Annotated in this window: 18 protein-coding genes; 11 read left to right on the top strand and 7 right to left on the bottom strand. The window is 46.3% G+C overall.

From position 1 onward, the window contains the following. Nucleotides 1-122 precede the first annotated feature (122 nt). The 5 genes from KNQ14_RS11825 to KNQ14_RS11845 all read left to right on the top strand — a co-directional run bounded on the left by KNQ14_RS11825 (nucleotide 123) and on the right by KNQ14_RS11845 (nucleotide 5,788). Nucleotides 123-2,513 (top strand): immune inhibitor A domain-containing protein, encoded by a 2,391-nt coding sequence (locus tag KNQ14_RS11825; RefSeq protein WP_214748780.1) that lies wholly within the window; start codon nucleotides 123-125, stop codon nucleotides 2,511-2,513. A 274-nt stretch (nucleotides 2,514-2,787) separates the two neighbouring features. Further along, nucleotides 2,788-2,988, top strand: a complete 201-nt coding sequence (locus KNQ14_RS11830) for a cold-shock protein (protein ID WP_023469752.1) — start codon at nucleotides 2,788-2,790, stop codon at nucleotides 2,986-2,988. 119 nt (nucleotides 2,989-3,107) lie between these two features. Then, complete coding sequence (locus KNQ14_RS11835; RefSeq protein WP_214861138.1) at nucleotides 3,108-4,073, top strand: ring-cleaving dioxygenase; 966 nt, start codon at nucleotides 3,108-3,110, stop codon at nucleotides 4,071-4,073. Between the two features lie 78 nt (nucleotides 4,074-4,151). After that, nucleotides 4,152-4,451 (top strand): DUF3817 domain-containing protein, encoded by a 300-nt coding sequence (locus KNQ14_RS11840; protein WP_050677188.1) that lies wholly within the window; start codon nucleotides 4,152-4,154, stop codon nucleotides 4,449-4,451. 104 nt (nucleotides 4,452-4,555) lie between these two features. Beyond that, nucleotides 4,556-5,788 carry a DEAD/DEAH box helicase gene (locus tag KNQ14_RS11845; RefSeq protein WP_023469749.1) on the top strand — a complete coding sequence of 411 codons (1,233 nt, stop codon included), beginning with the start codon at nucleotides 4,556-4,558 and terminating at the stop codon, nucleotides 5,786-5,788. A gap of 66 nt (nucleotides 5,789-5,854) precedes the next feature. On the opposite strand, the gene KNQ14_RS11850 is transcribed toward KNQ14_RS11845, so the two are convergent. The 3 genes from KNQ14_RS11850 to KNQ14_RS11860 all read right to left on the bottom strand — a co-directional run bounded on the left by KNQ14_RS11850 (nucleotide 5,855) and on the right by KNQ14_RS11860 (nucleotide 8,187). Beyond that, entirely contained in the window at nucleotides 5,855-6,268 is a 414-nt protein-coding gene (locus tag KNQ14_RS11850; protein WP_023469748.1) for a DUF2231 domain-containing protein, read from the bottom strand. A 79-nt stretch (nucleotides 6,269-6,347) separates the two neighbouring features. After that, the gene (locus KNQ14_RS11855) at nucleotides 6,348-7,517 is read right to left on the bottom strand and encodes a sensor histidine kinase (protein ID WP_214748777.1); all 1,170 of its coding nucleotides are present in this window, start codon (nucleotides 7,515-7,517) and stop codon (nucleotides 6,348-6,350) included. Further along, the gene (locus tag KNQ14_RS11860; protein ID WP_214748774.1) at nucleotides 7,510-8,187 is read right to left on the bottom strand and encodes a response regulator transcription factor; all 678 of its coding nucleotides are present in this window, start codon (nucleotides 8,185-8,187) and stop codon (nucleotides 7,510-7,512) included. Before KNQ14_RS11860 ends, KNQ14_RS11855 begins: the two co-directional genes overlap by 8 nt. 101 nt (nucleotides 8,188-8,288) lie before the next feature. On the opposite strand from KNQ14_RS11860, the gene KNQ14_RS11865 reads away from it, so the two are divergent. Genes KNQ14_RS11865 through KNQ14_RS11875 form a run of 3 tightly spaced genes read left to right on the top strand, consistent with a single transcriptional unit; the run spans nucleotide 8,289 to nucleotide 10,065 of the window. Continuing rightward, nucleotides 8,289-8,597 carry a hypothetical protein gene (locus KNQ14_RS11865; RefSeq protein ID WP_214748771.1) on the top strand — a complete coding sequence of 103 codons (309 nt, stop codon included), beginning with the start codon at nucleotides 8,289-8,291 and terminating at the stop codon, nucleotides 8,595-8,597. A gap of 11 nt (nucleotides 8,598-8,608) precedes the next feature. Continuing rightward, nucleotides 8,609-9,499 (top strand): FAD:protein FMN transferase, encoded by an 891-nt coding sequence (locus KNQ14_RS11870; RefSeq protein WP_064300705.1) that lies wholly within the window; start codon nucleotides 8,609-8,611, stop codon nucleotides 9,497-9,499. After that, nucleotides 9,487-10,065: a ferric reductase-like transmembrane domain-containing protein gene (locus tag KNQ14_RS11875; protein WP_214861140.1), complete on the top strand. Its 579-nt coding sequence runs from the start codon at nucleotides 9,487-9,489 to the stop codon at nucleotides 10,063-10,065. Before KNQ14_RS11870 ends, KNQ14_RS11875 begins: the two co-directional genes overlap by 13 nt. 9 nt (nucleotides 10,066-10,074) lie before the next feature. Here KNQ14_RS11875 and KNQ14_RS11880 read toward each other — a convergent pair whose 3' ends face one another. The 4 genes from KNQ14_RS11880 to KNQ14_RS11895 form a co-directional block, all read right to left on the bottom strand. Continuing rightward, nucleotides 10,075-10,860: an alpha/beta hydrolase family protein gene (locus tag KNQ14_RS11880; protein ID WP_214861142.1), complete on the bottom strand. Its 786-nt coding sequence runs from the start codon at nucleotides 10,858-10,860 to the stop codon at nucleotides 10,075-10,077. A 132-nt stretch (nucleotides 10,861-10,992) separates the two neighbouring features. Continuing rightward, a complete protein-coding gene (locus tag KNQ14_RS11885) occupies nucleotides 10,993-12,549 on the bottom strand; it encodes an ABC-F family ATP-binding cassette domain-containing protein (protein WP_023469741.1) in 1,557 nt (518 codons plus the stop codon). Between the two features lie 31 nt (nucleotides 12,550-12,580). Next, nucleotides 12,581-12,754 carry a hypothetical protein gene (locus KNQ14_RS11890; protein ID WP_023469740.1) on the bottom strand — a complete coding sequence of 58 codons (174 nt, stop codon included), beginning with the start codon at nucleotides 12,752-12,754 and terminating at the stop codon, nucleotides 12,581-12,583. 86 nt (nucleotides 12,755-12,840) lie between these two features. Beyond that, nucleotides 12,841-13,284, bottom strand: a complete 444-nt coding sequence (locus KNQ14_RS11895) for a hypothetical protein (protein ID WP_214861144.1) — start codon at nucleotides 13,282-13,284, stop codon at nucleotides 12,841-12,843. Between the two features lie 147 nt (nucleotides 13,285-13,431). On the opposite strand from KNQ14_RS11895, the gene KNQ14_RS11900 reads away from it, so the two are divergent. The 3 genes from KNQ14_RS11900 to KNQ14_RS11910 are packed head-to-tail and all read left to right on the top strand — an operon-like array spanning nucleotide 13,432 to nucleotide 15,613. Further along, nucleotides 13,432-13,761 (top strand): hypothetical protein, encoded by a 330-nt coding sequence (locus KNQ14_RS11900; protein ID WP_035395686.1) that lies wholly within the window; start codon nucleotides 13,432-13,434, stop codon nucleotides 13,759-13,761. Beyond that, complete coding sequence (locus KNQ14_RS11905; protein WP_214748760.1) at nucleotides 13,758-14,981, top strand: glutathionylspermidine synthase family protein; 1,224 nt, start codon at nucleotides 13,758-13,760, stop codon at nucleotides 14,979-14,981. Before KNQ14_RS11900 ends, KNQ14_RS11905 begins: the two co-directional genes overlap by 4 nt. Further along, on the top strand, nucleotides 14,978-15,613 hold the full coding sequence (locus KNQ14_RS11910) for a Rossmann-fold NAD(P)-binding domain-containing protein (protein WP_023469736.1): 636 nt from the start codon (nucleotides 14,978-14,980) through the stop codon (nucleotides 15,611-15,613). The genes KNQ14_RS11905 and KNQ14_RS11910 overlap by 4 nt, the downstream gene beginning before the upstream one ends. Nucleotides 15,614-15,667 lie beyond the last annotated feature (54 nt).

Below are 15,667 nucleotides of genomic sequence, written 5' to 3' on the forward strand. Positions count from 1 at the left end.
GTCGAAAAGAACTAATTATCTTAAAAGCGATTGATTAACGAAATAAAATAACCTATGATTTGAATATTCAGAAAAGTATATTAATCATATGCTTTTCACTACTACATAGGGGGTCAATTCACGTGGGGAAAAAGAAACAGCTTAGCCTAGCCGTTCTATCTGGAATTACGGCAGCTGCTTTTGCTGTTGGTCCGGTGTTACCTGGTGGGCAGGTAACGTCCGTACAAGCAGCCGAAAAAGTAGCACCTGGTGCACCGATGGATTTAAACACGGTCGATCAGGATCGATTAGCAAAAGTGCTTGAAAAACGTGGGGTCATTTCAAAAGCAGCTTCAACAGAAGCAAAACAACAAGCCGTTCAAAAGTATCTGGACAAAAAGGCGAACGGAAAACCGGCTGCTGATCACGATCATGATCATGAATCCAGTAAAGAAGCAGCATTTGATAAGAAGACAAAAGACTTCTTAACAAAGCAAAAGGAAAAACTTGCTAAACAATTGAAGAAAAAACACGGAAACTACAAAAAAGGCAATCCAAATGGCTTCGTCAAAGTAGATAAAGCGAAACAGGCATCCTATAATGGTGCAACACGGACGGATAAAGTCCTTGTCCTCCTCGTCGAGTACAGCGACTTCAAGCACAACAACGTCGTTCAAGAACCTGGATATATGTACTCAGATGACTTCAATCAAAAACATTACCAAGATTTAATGTTTGGTGATAAAGAATTCGAACTTTTCAATGGTGACAAAGTAAAGACGTTCAAACAATACTATGAAGAACAATCAGGTGGTAGTTATTCAGTCGATGGTACGGTATCGAACTGGTTGACGGTTCCTGGTACAGCGAAGGATTACGGTTCAGATAATCCTGCTGGTGGAAACGATAACTTACCGGGATCAAAAGGACCACGTGGTCTCGTCAAGGATTCGTTAGCGGCAGCTGTCCAAGCCGGCATTAACTTAGCAGATTACGATAAGTTCGACCAGTACGATATGGATGGAGACGGTGACTTGAACGAACCAGATGGTCTCGTCGATCACTTGATGATCATTCATGCGGGTACGGGACAAGAAGCAGGTGGCGGTACTCTTGGTGACGATGCAATCTGGTCACACCGCTGGACGTTAGATGGTGTTCATCCGGTAGCAAATACGACAGCAAGTGTTGATTACTGGGGTGGAAAAATGGCTGCTTATGATTACACGGTGCAGCCTGAAGATGGTGCGGTTGGTGTCTTCGCGCACGAATTTGGTCATGATCTTGGATTACCTGATGAGTACGATACGAAGTACACGGGTCAAGGTGAACCAGTCGCTTCATGGTCCATCATGAGTGGTGGTAGCTGGAATGGAAATATCGCCGGAACAGAACCAACAAGTTTCTCACCACAAAACAAAGAGTTCTTCCAAAATGTGATGGGTGGAAACTGGGCGAATATCCAACAAGTTGATTTTGATTCCTTAGATAAGCTAGGAACAGCTTCGTACCTCGATCAGAGCGTCACGAAATCGAAAAATCCAGGAATCATCAAAGTCAACTTACCGAAAAAACCGGTAAAAGGCATCGCACCGGCATTTGGTAAAAAGTATTACTACAGCACAAAAGGGAACGACTTGCATACATCCATGACATCTCCGGAGTTTGATTTGACGAATGCGAAAGAAGCGAAGTTCGACTTCAAAACATTGTATGATATTGAATATAACTACGACTTCTTGACTGTTACAGCGACGGCGGATGGACAATCAAAAGTCATCGATACAATCGGTGATGAAGATACAGATGGAGATCAGCGCGCTGATTCTACTAAAGGAGCATGGGTAGATAAATCGTACGATCTCAGCGAATTCGCGGGTAAAAAAGTGACATTGAAATTTGATTACGTCGGAGACGCTGGTCTTGCGCTAGATGGATTCGCACTTGATAACGCGAAGCTAACGGTTGACGGTAAAGTCGTCTTTGAAGATGATGCAGAAGGTACGCCGAAATTCACGCTTGACGGTTTCGTCGCATCAGACGGTTTCTCTTACGCAGATAACGCATACTACCTCGAATGGCGTAACTATGCAGGCTCGGATAAAGCACTCGAGCATGCACGCGGCGTGAAGTATAACACAGGGCTTGTCGTCTGGTACGGTGATTCGAGCTTTGACGATAACTGGGTAGGTGTTCACCCAGGTGAAGGATTCCTTGGAGTCGTTGACTCACATCCTGAAGCAATCGTCGGAACACTCAATGGTAAACCGGTCACGACAGGAAGCACACGTTACCAAATCGCAGATGCTGCGTTTAGCTTTGATAAAGCACCTGCATGGTTGATTGATTCGCCATCACGTGGAACATACGATTATAAAGGTCTCCCAGGTGTGACAAAGTTCGATGATTCGAAATCGTATATCAACCAGTTGATTCCGGATGCAGGGAAACTACTCCCGAACAACGGTTTGAAGATTGAAGTCATCGGTGAAGCAAAAGATAACTCTGCTGGAGCTGTCTGGATCCACCGTTAAAACAGAAGAACAGGTTCAGTTTCGGCTGAACCTGTTTTTTGTTTTAGTTATGTAGAAGAAGTGGAATCAATTGGAAAAAACATTGGTCTGACAACTTGACTTTTAAAGCGCATCCATTCTATACTTACGTTAGCTTAATATTGTTATTGTCATTACGGATTCACATCGTGTCACGAACAATCTTTTCGTTGCTCCATGTATTTCGGGACAATAATGAATTCTTTTCATATGCGCAGCATATGTATTAAGTAATTTATTTTTGGAGGTTGTTCCCATGAACACAGGTAAAGTAAAATGGTTTAACGCAGAAAAAGGTTTCGGTTTCATCGAAGTTGAAGGCGGAGAAGACGTATTCGTACATTTCTCAGCAATCACTGGTGAAGGCTTCAAAACTCTTGACGAAGGTCAAGAAGTTGAGTTCGAAATCACTGAAGGCGCACGTGGAGCACAAGCTGCTAACGTCGTAAAACTTTAATTTCAACTATTCAATCGTCCCTTTTCGGAGGGGCGGTTTTTTATTAGACTAATATCTTGAATTCAAGATAAATGTGAGATATACTCCAATTACCAAATCATTTACAAGGAGTGAGGAAGATGGAATTACTCGGAATTCATCATGTATCGATCTTAACAGGCATGGCGGAACGCAATTATCAATTCTACACACAAATACTTGGCATGCGTCTGATCAAAAAGACTGTCAATCAAGATGACACGACATCGTATCATTTGTTTTATGGAGATGCGGAAGGGAATCCAGGAACGGACTTGACGTTTTTTGATATTCCGCATCTTGGAACGGGCATACCGGGGGCATCGAGTATCTCTTCGACATCGCTTCGTGTCAAAACAACGGCTGCACTTCATTTTTGGAAACAACGTTTTGAAGCGAAAGGTGTGGATCACGATGAAATCGTCGAGCGAGCAGGGCGTCGAACACTCGCCTTTCGTGATCAGGAAGGAACACGTTTGATTCTCGTCGCAGAAGATGGTGAGGTAGGTGTCACAGGTGGTGTACCATGGCCGCAAGAAGAAATTCCATCGGAGCATGCAATCGTTGGACTAGGAGCCGTCACATTGACAGTCAACGATCCGACGTTGACGATCCGTGTACTGACGGAAGTCATGGGATTCCGAAAAGTAGGTTCTTATCCATCTTTAGCAGGTGACTTTGCACCGATTGAAGTCTACGCAACGGGAGAAGGTGGTATCGGAGCAGAGGTTCATATCGAGGCACGTCCAGATCTCGACCGAGAACGTCTTGGTCGTGGTGGCGTCCATCACGTCGCGTTCCGAGTACCGAACAGTGATGAATATGAAAAGTGGGTCGAACGCCTGAATGCCTATCACTTACCGAACTCTGGTAAAGTCGATCGTCACTATTTCCAAGCTCTTTACTTCCGGGAACCGAACCATATCTTATTCGAACTCTCGACAGATACACCGGGATTCGCGACGGATGAGTCGGTTGAAACGTTAGGGGAGACGCTTGCGTTACCACCATTTCTTGAACCAAAGCGAGCTGCCATCGAAGCGCGGTTACGTCCACTTGAAATCTGACAATCCTGTGACACAGGTCACAGAAGGATCGTCCATCCCGTATACTAAGAACAGGAATCAAGAAAAAGGAGTGACGGGATGTTAAGAACTACGCTTGGGCAATTCCGAATGATTGCGATACTAGAAGGAATCTCGTTTTTAGTCTTACTGTTGATTGCGATGCCGTTGAAGTATATGGCGGATATTCCGCAAGCTGTTTCGGTCGTTGGTGCACTTCACGGTGTCTTGTTCGTCATGTATGCACTCTGGCTCGCGGTCGTGAAATTCAAATACGATTGGTCGATTATCAAGGCTGGGATTGCGTTCATCGCATCATTCATCCCGTTTGGTACGTTCGTGCTCGACTGGAAGCTAAAACAGGAAGCAACAAACGCGTAAATTGTGTATACTGAATAGAGCACGGCTGTGGATAACTGTTTTTGTCTATGCGAAGCAGGTTATCCACAGCTTTTTTCTGTGGATAATTTTTAGGAGGATATATCATGTCAACATTTGAAACATTACACATCAGTGACCTGTGGATAAAAAAGTTACAAAAACAAGGCATCAAGGAACCAACACCGATTCAAGAACAGGCGATTCCGTCATTACTCGACGGACGCGACTTGATTGGTCAAGCGCAAACGGGAACAGGGAAGACATTAGCGTTTCTCTTACCCATCCTTGAGCAAATCGATGTCGAATCACAAACGGTACAAGCATTGATCGTCGCACCGACACGCGAACTTGCGCGTCAAATTGCCGATGAGACGCATAAACTGATTCGGAACACGGAACAGTACCGTGCACTCGCTGTATACGGCGGACAAGACGTCTTTAAACAGATTCAACGTCTCGGTCGGATGCCACAAATCATCATCGGGACACCAGGACGGATTCTCGATCATGTCGGTCGCGGCACACTTGATTTAAGTGAATTACGGACGCTTGTCTTGGATGAGGCGGACCAAATGCTACAAATCGGTTTCTTGCCAGAAATTGAAGACATCATCGAAGCAGCACCGGTTGATCGTCAATTCGTCATGTTATCTGCAACGATGCCACCGAAAGTAGAGGAACTGGCGAAAACGTATTTGCGTAATCCAGTCGAAGTACAGGTGGAGGCGGAAAGCATTACTGTTGAAGCGATCGAACAGTTCGTCGTCGAAACAACGGATCGCCGCAAGCAAGCGACACTGCGGACGATGCTTGACGAGATGCGTCCGTACGCAGCCATTATTTTCTGTCGTACACAACGTCGCGTTAGTAAATTGAACGAAGAAATGCAGATGCAAGGGTATCCGACGGATGAATTGCACGGTGGACTAACGCAAGGGAAACGTGAAAAAGCGATGGCGAAGTTCTATCAAGGAAAAACACAATTCCTGATCGCAACAGATGTCGCTTCGCGTGGACTTGATGTGACAGGTGTGACACACGTCTTTAACTATGATTTACCGGATGATGCGGAAAGCTACGTTCACCGGATTGGTCGGACAGGACGTGCTGGGAACGACGGAATTGCCGTTTCCATCGTAACACCAAAAGATGGTCGGACGTTCCGTGATATGGAACGGGAATTGAACATCTCGGTCACGCCGATCGTCGTCGAATTGTCTGAAGAAGCGATTCGCGCACAGCACGATCAAAGTAAAGGATCACGGAAGACGACAGAAGGACGTGGAAATACACGTCGTTCGAATAACCGTCGCCCGGGACGTGCACATCGTAAATAAACAGAAACAAGATAAAAAAGCCGGTCTACTTCTCTCATCAAAAGAGAAAATAGACCGGCTCTTGTTTTATTTGGCGTAGACCATCTGACCACCGAGATGACCAGTATAAGCAAGTAGTCCGCTACCGACGATGGCAACAACGAAACTGAGTAATAAAAACATTTTTTTGTTCGAGCGGTAACCTAACAAAAGAAATAACAGCGAGACACCAAAGGCAACGAGACTGAACAACGCGAAATGCTCATGATTTTCGATGGCAGCATGGGTAACGCTGCTTAAATTCGCTTCCGCATACTCTTCTGCTCCGTCTCCAGACAAATAGGCAGCGACTCCGGAAATCAGACCGACGACTAACGTAAAAAGGGCAAACAGTTTGAATTGTGTCCACTTCAGACTGATGAGTAATAGGATCGTCGCAAATAATAAAAGTGCAATCGGTGCATGGACAAGAAGTGGATGAAGCGGTACGTTCCCCAACATATCAAAAACCTCCTTGGATAAGTATGGTAAAGCATAATTTCACTTTACCCTGCTTATCTGACAGTTAACTGACACCGTTTTAAAGAGTTGGGAAATGAATGATGAACCGTGTACCTTCACCTAATGTGGAATCAATGGAAATCGTTCCGCCATGTTGCTCCGCAATGGATTGAGCGATTGATAACCCAAGACCGGTTCCTGTTCCGTGACGCGAATGGTCCCCCCGGTAAAAACGCTCGAATATTTTAGTTTGTTGATTGGAAGCGATACCGATTCCGCGGTCCTGTATCGTCAACTGGCGTTCTGTAGTAGTTTCTTCGAGAGAGACATCAATGACGTCATCGCTGTAGACAAGAGCATTCTCAAGAAAGACCGTCAATAAGCGGTTCAATTGATGGGTATCTCCTTTCATGCGTAAGTCAGGCATTATCGAAGCGTGGATGACGCGATCCGAGTAGGCGTGCTGAAAACGTTCGACGGTCCTTTGGACGAGTGAACTAAGGTCAACTTCCTGTTTCGGTGAAGGTTGTCCTTCTCGCGCAAGCAATAATAAATCAGAGACTAAATACTGCATGCCTGCCGTTTCTGCTTTAACGTCCTCTAGAATCGTACGCCCTTCATTCGAAAGTGATTCCGCTTCTAGCAATTCAATCCCGCTGTAGACGATTGTCAGAGGTGTCCGTAGTTCATGTGAAGCATCGGACGTAAAACGACGTTGACGATCGAATGCTTGTTGCACCGGAATGACGGCTCGACCAGCAAGGATATATCCGACTAGCGTCAGGACAATCGTTGCGAGCACCGCGATCCCCGCAAGAACGGCAATCAATCGCTGTAAGGTGTCTTCGGTCGGAGAGATGTCCTTCATCAGTAGTAGCCGTCCTTCTTCGGTACTCCGTTGATACAGCAAGAAGTGTCGATCATCCCATTCCACTTGTTGCGTCGTATCATTCGAGCTTAAAAAACGGCGCAGTGTTTTGGACTCGACGTCTGGCGGCAGACTTGCATAGCGTTCGTTTCCTGAACCATCGAGTAACTGGAAGTAGATCGGATTTCGAATGAAGTGATCCTCCCCATGCTCGATCCGTTCGAAGATATCTCTATCAGATACGCTCTTCAATTGATTCAATTCCATTCGATTCAGCAATTGAGCGTTCGTGACATACACACCAATCAGGATAAGGACTAGTACAAGAAAAAACGAGCCACTGAATAACAAGGTCAGTCGTTTTCGAATCGATTCAAGCATGCGGATCACCTAAACGATAACCGAATCCGCGAACTGTCCGAATCAAATTAGGAGCACCGACCGCATCTAATTTTTTTCGAACGAGTCGGACGAGCGCATCGAGCGCGTTATCCGTAATATCCGCCCCAATCCCCCATACGACTTCGATGATCAATTCACGACTCATCACCTGTTCAGGTCGTCTTAACAGTAAGGAAAGGAATTCAAATTCACGTCGTGTTAAATCGATTGGATGTCGCTCGTAAGAAATCGTTTGTGAGGACAGATCGAGGACTAGTCCATTAAAAGAAACCGTCGACACGAATGCCTTTTGTTGACGACGACTGAGCGCGCGCAGTCGTGCCAGTAATTCATTCGATTGAAACGGTTTAACGAGATAGTCATCGGCTCCACTATCGAGACCATGAACGAGATCGATTTCCGTATCGCGAGCAGTCAGCATCAAGATGCCGCCTTCAAAATGTTCTTTCCGTAAGGTAGCGGCGACTTCGACTCCGCTCTTGCGAGGCATCATCCAATCGAGAACGAGTAAGTCATAGCGATACGTCTGACATTGGAGGAGCGCTTCCACTCCATCCTGCGCAACATCTACCTGATATCCTGCCCGCTCCAAATGGAGGCGTAACATCTTTGCAAGACGCTGATCATCTTCTGCTACCAAAACGCGCATGCACATCGCTCCTCTTTTTTTCTCATTATCCCATAGTTGCCGTCAGTTAGTTGTCAGTTTTTTTCGATACAGTAAACGTAACAAGAAGGGAGAGGAAACAGATGAAACCCAAACCATTTGCGAAATGGCTCGTCGGGCTTAGTAGTTCCGTCTTCATCGGACTCGCCATTGGTCAGTTGAGTATCAGTTCGAACGATTCCTCGACGACACCTGTTTCGACAGGCGATACGTATTCGAACGATACGACATTACCATCTCAAGGGAATCAATATAGCGATGATGAAGGCGAATACGAAGGGGATGATGGATATTACGAAGAAGACGATGATGATCAATGGCAAGGTGATGAATCATCTGGCTTCAGTCAACCGGGTGGATCGAGTGACGGTCAGTCTAGCCATTCGAGGTAAGGAGGAGGAAGATGGAGCGACAATTGTATGCGATGCATAATCAGGTGCGGTTCGTGACGGATCAGCCGATTGATGAAGCAGAATGGGAGGAACTTGTCCGATTCTTTCATTATGTGGATCGGCAGTGGTCACGCTTTGATGAGCAAAGCGAAGTCAGTCGATTGAATCGCTTACGGATTGGCGACACGTTATCGGTGTCCTTACCGTTAGCCCGCTTGCTGGCCCGCGCCACACGATATTTCGAGCAGACCGAACGTTATTTTTCCCCATTCCTGCTGGCGCAACAACAAGCCAATGGCTATCGCCAATCATTTCCCTTCACACAAGCTGTCGCTTATGAAGAGGTTGCTCCACCAGAAATCGCTCCATTCATCATTGAAGGATGTGACGTGACGCGAGTCGGAGGCGGTTTTATCGACCTAGGTGGCATCGGAAAAGGAGCTGCCGCGATGATTGCAGCGCAACGACTACGAAAAAGCTGGAATCGTGGATTGATTGAAGCGGGAGGCGACGTCATCGTCTGGTCCGATGAGGAACCATGGAATATTACGATCACGCATCCCGAGACCGAACAACGCGTCGCTGATGTGCAATTACGACAAGGCGCGGTCGCGACATCGAACCGTGTCTATCGATCGTGGAAGACGGACGGACAGACGCATCATCATTTATTGGATGGACGAACAGGACGTCCGACGAAAAGTCCGATTCTTCAAGTGACCGCATCTGCGCCACAACTCTATGAAGCGGAAGTCATGACGAAGCTTGCTTTTCAGATGACAGAGACAGAACGTCAAGAAAAGCTGTTTCGTTGGTTTCCAAAAGGACGATTATTGATCTTGGATACTGCTGGGGAATGGCGAAGTGAACAGAAGGGAGTGAGTGAGACATGGACTGGATGAACTGGTTGTTCTCAACATGGACGATGATCCGGTTGAGTGGATTAAGTGGGCACTTCTTCATGACGATTTCTGTCTTAGCGGGATTGCTCGGTTTCTACCCGGCACTCAAAAAACAAAAAGCACGACTGCATCACGTGCACTTATATAGTGGCTGGGCAGGTTTGCTCGCAATCGTCCTTCATGCGACGCTCATCATCGTCGATTCATACGCACCACTGACAATCTTTGAAGTCCTGATTCCGGGCCAAGCTTCTTATGAACCACTCTGGAATGCGCTAGGAACGATCAGTCTCTACTTATTCGGATTCGTTCTCGTGACTTCGGATTTCTTAAAGGAGACGTTAGGCAAGACGCTTTGGAAATTGACACACTGGCTGGTCTTACCTGCTTGGCTATTAATGACGGCACATGGTCTTTTCATCGGTACGGATACCGGAACCCTGTTCACGACGATTTGGTACGCTGTCTCAACACTGACGATGTTTACGCTCGTCCTTTATCGGATGCGAATCCGTCCTGTGCAACGGGCTCGAACTTCAGCAAAAGAGCGCTCAGTCGTACGCTGAGCGCTCTTTTCATTGTCGAGCGAGCCAAGCTGTCCATTCGTTAAAGGCAGCGTCCCGATTCTCGATATAGTTGTGATCACTATCGACAATCGCTTCCTCGAACGGACTGTCGGATAGCAATAAGTCATGATGGAGTGCTTTGATCGATGTTTCGTCCCGTTCTGACGTCATAAGCAACATCGAGCGATCGGCTAGACGTTCTTTTAGCGTCAGTAAATTCCAAGTCGTATGATGGTGCTTCAACTCATCGAGTAACGCGTCAGCAACGGCACCATTTAGGAAACCAGCTCCTCGTTCGAGTACACCGTGTAGCGCAGCTTCGTATTCCGGATGTTCGAGGACGAGCTGACCGACGAGACCAAAATTAAACGGAGAGATTCCGACATAATGTGCAGCCTCTGGTGTCTCAGCAAAAGCATGTAGACCGGCGAAACCGCCCATGCTATGACCAACGACGGTAATCTGATCCGCCTTGATGCCATGTTCGGCAGTGAAAGACTCTGAGCAGACGTGCTGTAGTGTCGCGGTCGCGTCTTCCAAAACATGTTGGAATCGGAAGGTTCCAGGGCTCCCGATCGTTCCACGATACGACGTGACGAGTACATGGTATTCTGCACTTTGAAGTTGAACTGCCCAGTCCATGTTCAACTGTTTCCCGGGAAATCCGTGGAAGAGGACAATCAGTGGAGCATTCGCTGTATGTTCAGGTGAATAGAGACGGGCAATCAACTGTTCTGAACCACCGCTTGGAACATGGAGATAGGATAGTGTTGCCTTTTTCGTGATCGTTTCCAAAAAAACACGCTCCTTCATAATCATTTTCTAAGTCTTAGTGTGCGTGAAGATGCACGATCATGCAATGATTAAGTGTATGAACTAAAAAGATGGGATACCCTTCTGGGCATCCCATCTTTTGTATGGTGTAGCTTAGAATACTTTTGTCGTCCATGATTCACAGTTCCATAAGTCTGTCGCAACAGCTTCATAGAATTCTGGTTCGTGTGAGATCAACAGGACGGTTCCTTTGTACTCTTGTAACGCACGTTTTAATTCTTCTTTGGCTTCGACGTCCAAGTGGTTCGTCGGCTCATCGAGTACGAGGATGTTCGATTCCGTATTCATCAATTTACAAAGACGGACTTTCGCTTTTTCCCCACCGCTGAGCACTTCGATTTTCGATTCGATGTGTTTCGTCATCAAACCACACTTCGCGAGCATAGCACGGACTTGTTGTTGTGTCAGAGACGGGAACGTATTCCAAATCTCTTCGATACACGTATTCGAGTTCTTCTCTTTAACTTCTTGTTCGAAGTACCCGATATGCAAGTTCTCGCCTCGCTCAACGACACCCGAGACAGCTGGAATTTCACCGAGCAAACTCTTGAGTAACGTCGATTTCCCGATTCCGTTCGCACCGTGCAACGCAATCTTCTGCCCACGTTCGATCGTCAGATCAAGAGGGCGAGAAAGTGGCTCATCGTATCCGATGACGAGACCTTTTGCTTCGAACATCAATTTACTTGGTGTCCGTGCTTGGAGGAAGTGGAACTCTGGTTTTGGACGCTCTTGCGCAAGTTCGATGACATCCATCTTATCGAGCTTCTTCTGACGTGACATCGCCATGTTGCGTGTCGAGACACGTGCCTTGTTCCGGGCAACGAAGTCCTTCAACTCAGAGATTTCCTGCTGCTGACGCTTGAACGCAGACTCGAGTTGCTTTTTCTTCGCTTCATGGATCGTGACGAAGTTGTCGTAATCGCCGACATAACGATTCAATTCTTGATTTTCCATATGATAAATCAAGTTGATGACGCTGTTGAGGAATGGAATATCGTGCGAAATCAAGATGAACGCATTCTCATATTCATTCAAGTAGCGTTTCAACCATTCGATATGCTGGACATCGAGATAGTTGGTCGGCTCATCAAGTAAGAGAATGTCTGGTTTTTCAAGCAGGAGTTTGGCAAGCAGGATTTTCGTCCGCTGTCCACCACTGAGCTCCTGTACATCCCGGTCGAGTCCGATTTCATCGAGACCAAGACCGCGTGCGATTTCTTCGACTTTTGCATCGATCGTATAGAAGTCGTTATTCGTCAGAATGTCCTGCAAGACGCCGACTTCTTCGAGCATCTTTTCCAGTTCTTCTGGCTCGACTTCGCCCATTTTACCGTACAAATCATTGATTTCCTGTTCGATGTCGAACATGTACTGGAATGCACCTTTAAGTGCATCGCGGATTGTTAATCCTTTTTCAAGGACAGCGTGCTGATCCAAATAACCGACGCGTACATGCTTCGCCCATTCGACTTTTCCTTCATCTGGCTCAAGTTGCGACGTAATGATGTTCATGAACGTCGATTTTCCTTCACCGTTCGCACCGACGAGACCGATGTGCTCGCCTTTTAACAGGCGGAAGGAGACATTTTCGAAAATGGCGCGGTCACCGAATCCGTGACTTAAGTTAGATACCGTTAAAATACTCATAATTACTCCTTATTTCATGAATTCCTGTGACTTAGACGCCTGTCCGTTTTTTCTGGTTGTTTGCTTTTTTCGTCTGTTGGCTCGTCAATTGTTTCGTTTGTGTTCCTTGTAAGCCAGTCGGACGTTTTGTTTGTGCTTGTTTTTTTGCTTTCAAGCGTTCGATCATTGCCTCTTGCAATGATAGTTTTTTTGGTTGTTCACTCATGTTCGTTCACCTCGATTGATTCGTTCTTACTTTCTAGTATGCCAAAAAAAACGTCTCTTGGAAATGAAGAGACCTGATTTTACATCTCAAAGTGTATCGGCAAGATAGACGACGTAACAATTTCGGTCGATATCGATTTCACAGCTGTCACGCTCAAACACACCGTGTCCTTCGACTTCAATTTTGTCCTTAATTAAAAAACGCATCGCTTGAACATGATTCGGAACCGTTGATGTCTTTAAGAGCGGTTGCGCGCTGTCAGATAAATACTGTCTGAACTCGATATGAATTTGATGCGGTGGATAAACGCGTTCTTCTTTCGCACGCGGTGATGCCTTGATATGATCGACAATCAATTGATCGTAATCACCTGCCATCTCATTGGAACGAAGCTCGTATTGATGTCCTTCGATGATATGAAATTCGCAGAGTTGGTGGGCGATGATCTCTTCCGGTTCAATCGCATAACGATCATATTGATAGATCGGATGGAATTCACCATTTTCTTCAACGTAGTAGGCAAGTGACATGCGTAAATCCTCCTTTTCGTTCTATAGATACTATTACCACATTGAAGGAAAAAAAGTTCCGACAGAACAAAGAAACTTTTCTCTCCAAAAAAGCGTATACTATCCATAACGAGAGTAAAAGGAAAGGGGACTGAGACGGTGAATTGGATGAAACAAGCTACACTAGCTGCAACACTGTTGATCGGAACGACACTGAGTGGGTGTGGATCGGATGATGCACGAGCGGAACGACCAGATGATCCGGATTGTGATGACTATGAGTATGATAATGATGAAGGCGTTTGGTACTGTGATGATAGTTCATCAACCCATTCAGGATACTATTACTGGGGTGGTAGTTATTTCGCATCACGTGCCTTGATGCATAGTGCGATGCGAACGAAAGGGTATACGCCGAAATCAAAAGAAGTAAAGAGTTATAACACGAAGACAAAGGGATTCGGAACAGGCTCATCTTCCGGCTTTTTCGGCGGATGAATAGACGACAAACCTTTTACGGAGACATCGATCATTTTTGGGATGTGCTAGACGGGGAACCGTACGCTGTGACGGAAATCATGCCCATCTCGGAAGAACGAATCGACCAACTGCATATCGCGGCGCAAGAAGTTTACAAGATATTTGAAAAAGTACTTCCGATTCTTCGATCGATGGATGATGAGGCACTGCTCGAGCTGGGCTTTCCAGTTGAAAGTCTCGCTTTTTTACGACTCGAGACGATGCGACCGTTGACCGTCATCGGACGCTTTGATTTCATTGCGACGGCAGATCGTATCTCACTCATGGAATGGAACGCGGATACGCCGACTTTCATTAAAGAAGTATTTGAAGTCAATGATGTCGTAGCGGAAAAACAAGGTTTTGAACGGGTCAACGATGGGGAAAACAAATGGCTGAAGGCAACTGTCCGTCGTGCGATCGAAGCCGCGATACATCGGACGAAACAGCATCCGCATGTCGTCTTCACCTCACATGGTGACCACATCGAGGATCGATTGACAGCTGAGTATTTGCAGTCGTTTTGGAGTGATGCGACCTATTGTCCACTTCATGCATTAGAGATTCGTCCGGAAGAAGGTCTGTACGATGAGGCTGGTAAAAGAATCGATATCTTATATCGTCAAACCTTTCCGATCGAGATGGCCTTACTTGACCGGGATGAGGACGGAAGAAATTTAGGGCAATTACTCCTGCAACTCGTCGAGACGGGTCGACTCGAAATCATCAATCCACCGTCTGCCTTTTTAATGCAAGCTAAGTCGGTTCTTGCATTGATCTGGATGTTGCATGAAGCCAATCATCCGTACTTGAGCGAAACGGACCATATGACGATTACGCGTTACTTTTTACCGACGTACTTATCCGCTGATCCATTCATTTCAAGCCAGCGATCATTCGTTAAAAAACCAATCTTCGGGCGTGAAGGAGATACCGTGACGGTCTATGATGGACAAGGACATATCATGCTAAAGAATGAACAGCATACGTTTCGTGATCAACCGGCTGTTTATCAAGCGTATCAAGAATTACCGACGTACTCACTTCAGGAAGAGGGAGAAGTCGCGTATATGTATGGTGTCTTTATTTTAGGAGGAAGACCAAGTGCGATTGGTGTACGTGCCGGAGAACGGATTACCGGAAACCGTTCCTATTTCGTACCAATTGGTCGACAGCATGAAGGAGGGAGAAACGTATGAGAGCAGCAATTTTAGGAGCATCTGGTCTAGTCGGACAAGAACTCGTCGATCGTTTGTTGGCAGAAGATGCGTATAGCGAGGTACATGTTCTCGTTCGCCGCCCGATGCGCCGTTTTCATCCGAAATTGGAAGAATGGGTGATTGATTTTGATCGTGTGACAGAAATTGAACTACCTGTCGTCGACCATGTCTATTGTGCACTGGGCACGACGATCAAACAAGCAGGATCGCAAGAGGCATTTCGTCAGGTTGACTACACATATCCGATTGAACTTGGTCGTGAATTGTTAGACCTCGGGGCGACACGATTTGCCTTGATTTCGGCGCTCGGTGCCCATCCGAATGCGAAAACCTTCTACAATCGCGTAAAAGGGGACACGGAAAACGGATTACGTGTACTCGGATATGACGCGTTATTGATTTTTAGACCGTCATTGTTGCTAGGGGATCGAGATGAATTCCGCTTAGGCGAACAAGCGGCTGCGAAAATTTCGACGGTTTTACGCCCCTTGTTGAAGCGGAGTGCCATTGCTCCGATCGAAGCTGGTCAAGTCGCTGCGGCGATGATCCGTGAAACGTTACATGCACCGCCTGGAATTACAATCATTGAATCGAAACAGATGCAATCCTGAGCAGTCGAGTAGTCGACTGCTCTTTTTGTTATTCTTGTAACGTAAATAATATTT

Origin of the sequence: Exiguobacterium sp. s161 (genome assembly GCF_018619045.1) — a bacterium.
Taxonomy (GTDB): domain Bacteria; phylum Bacillota; class Bacilli; order Exiguobacteriales; family Exiguobacteriaceae; genus Exiguobacterium_A; species Exiguobacterium_A indicum.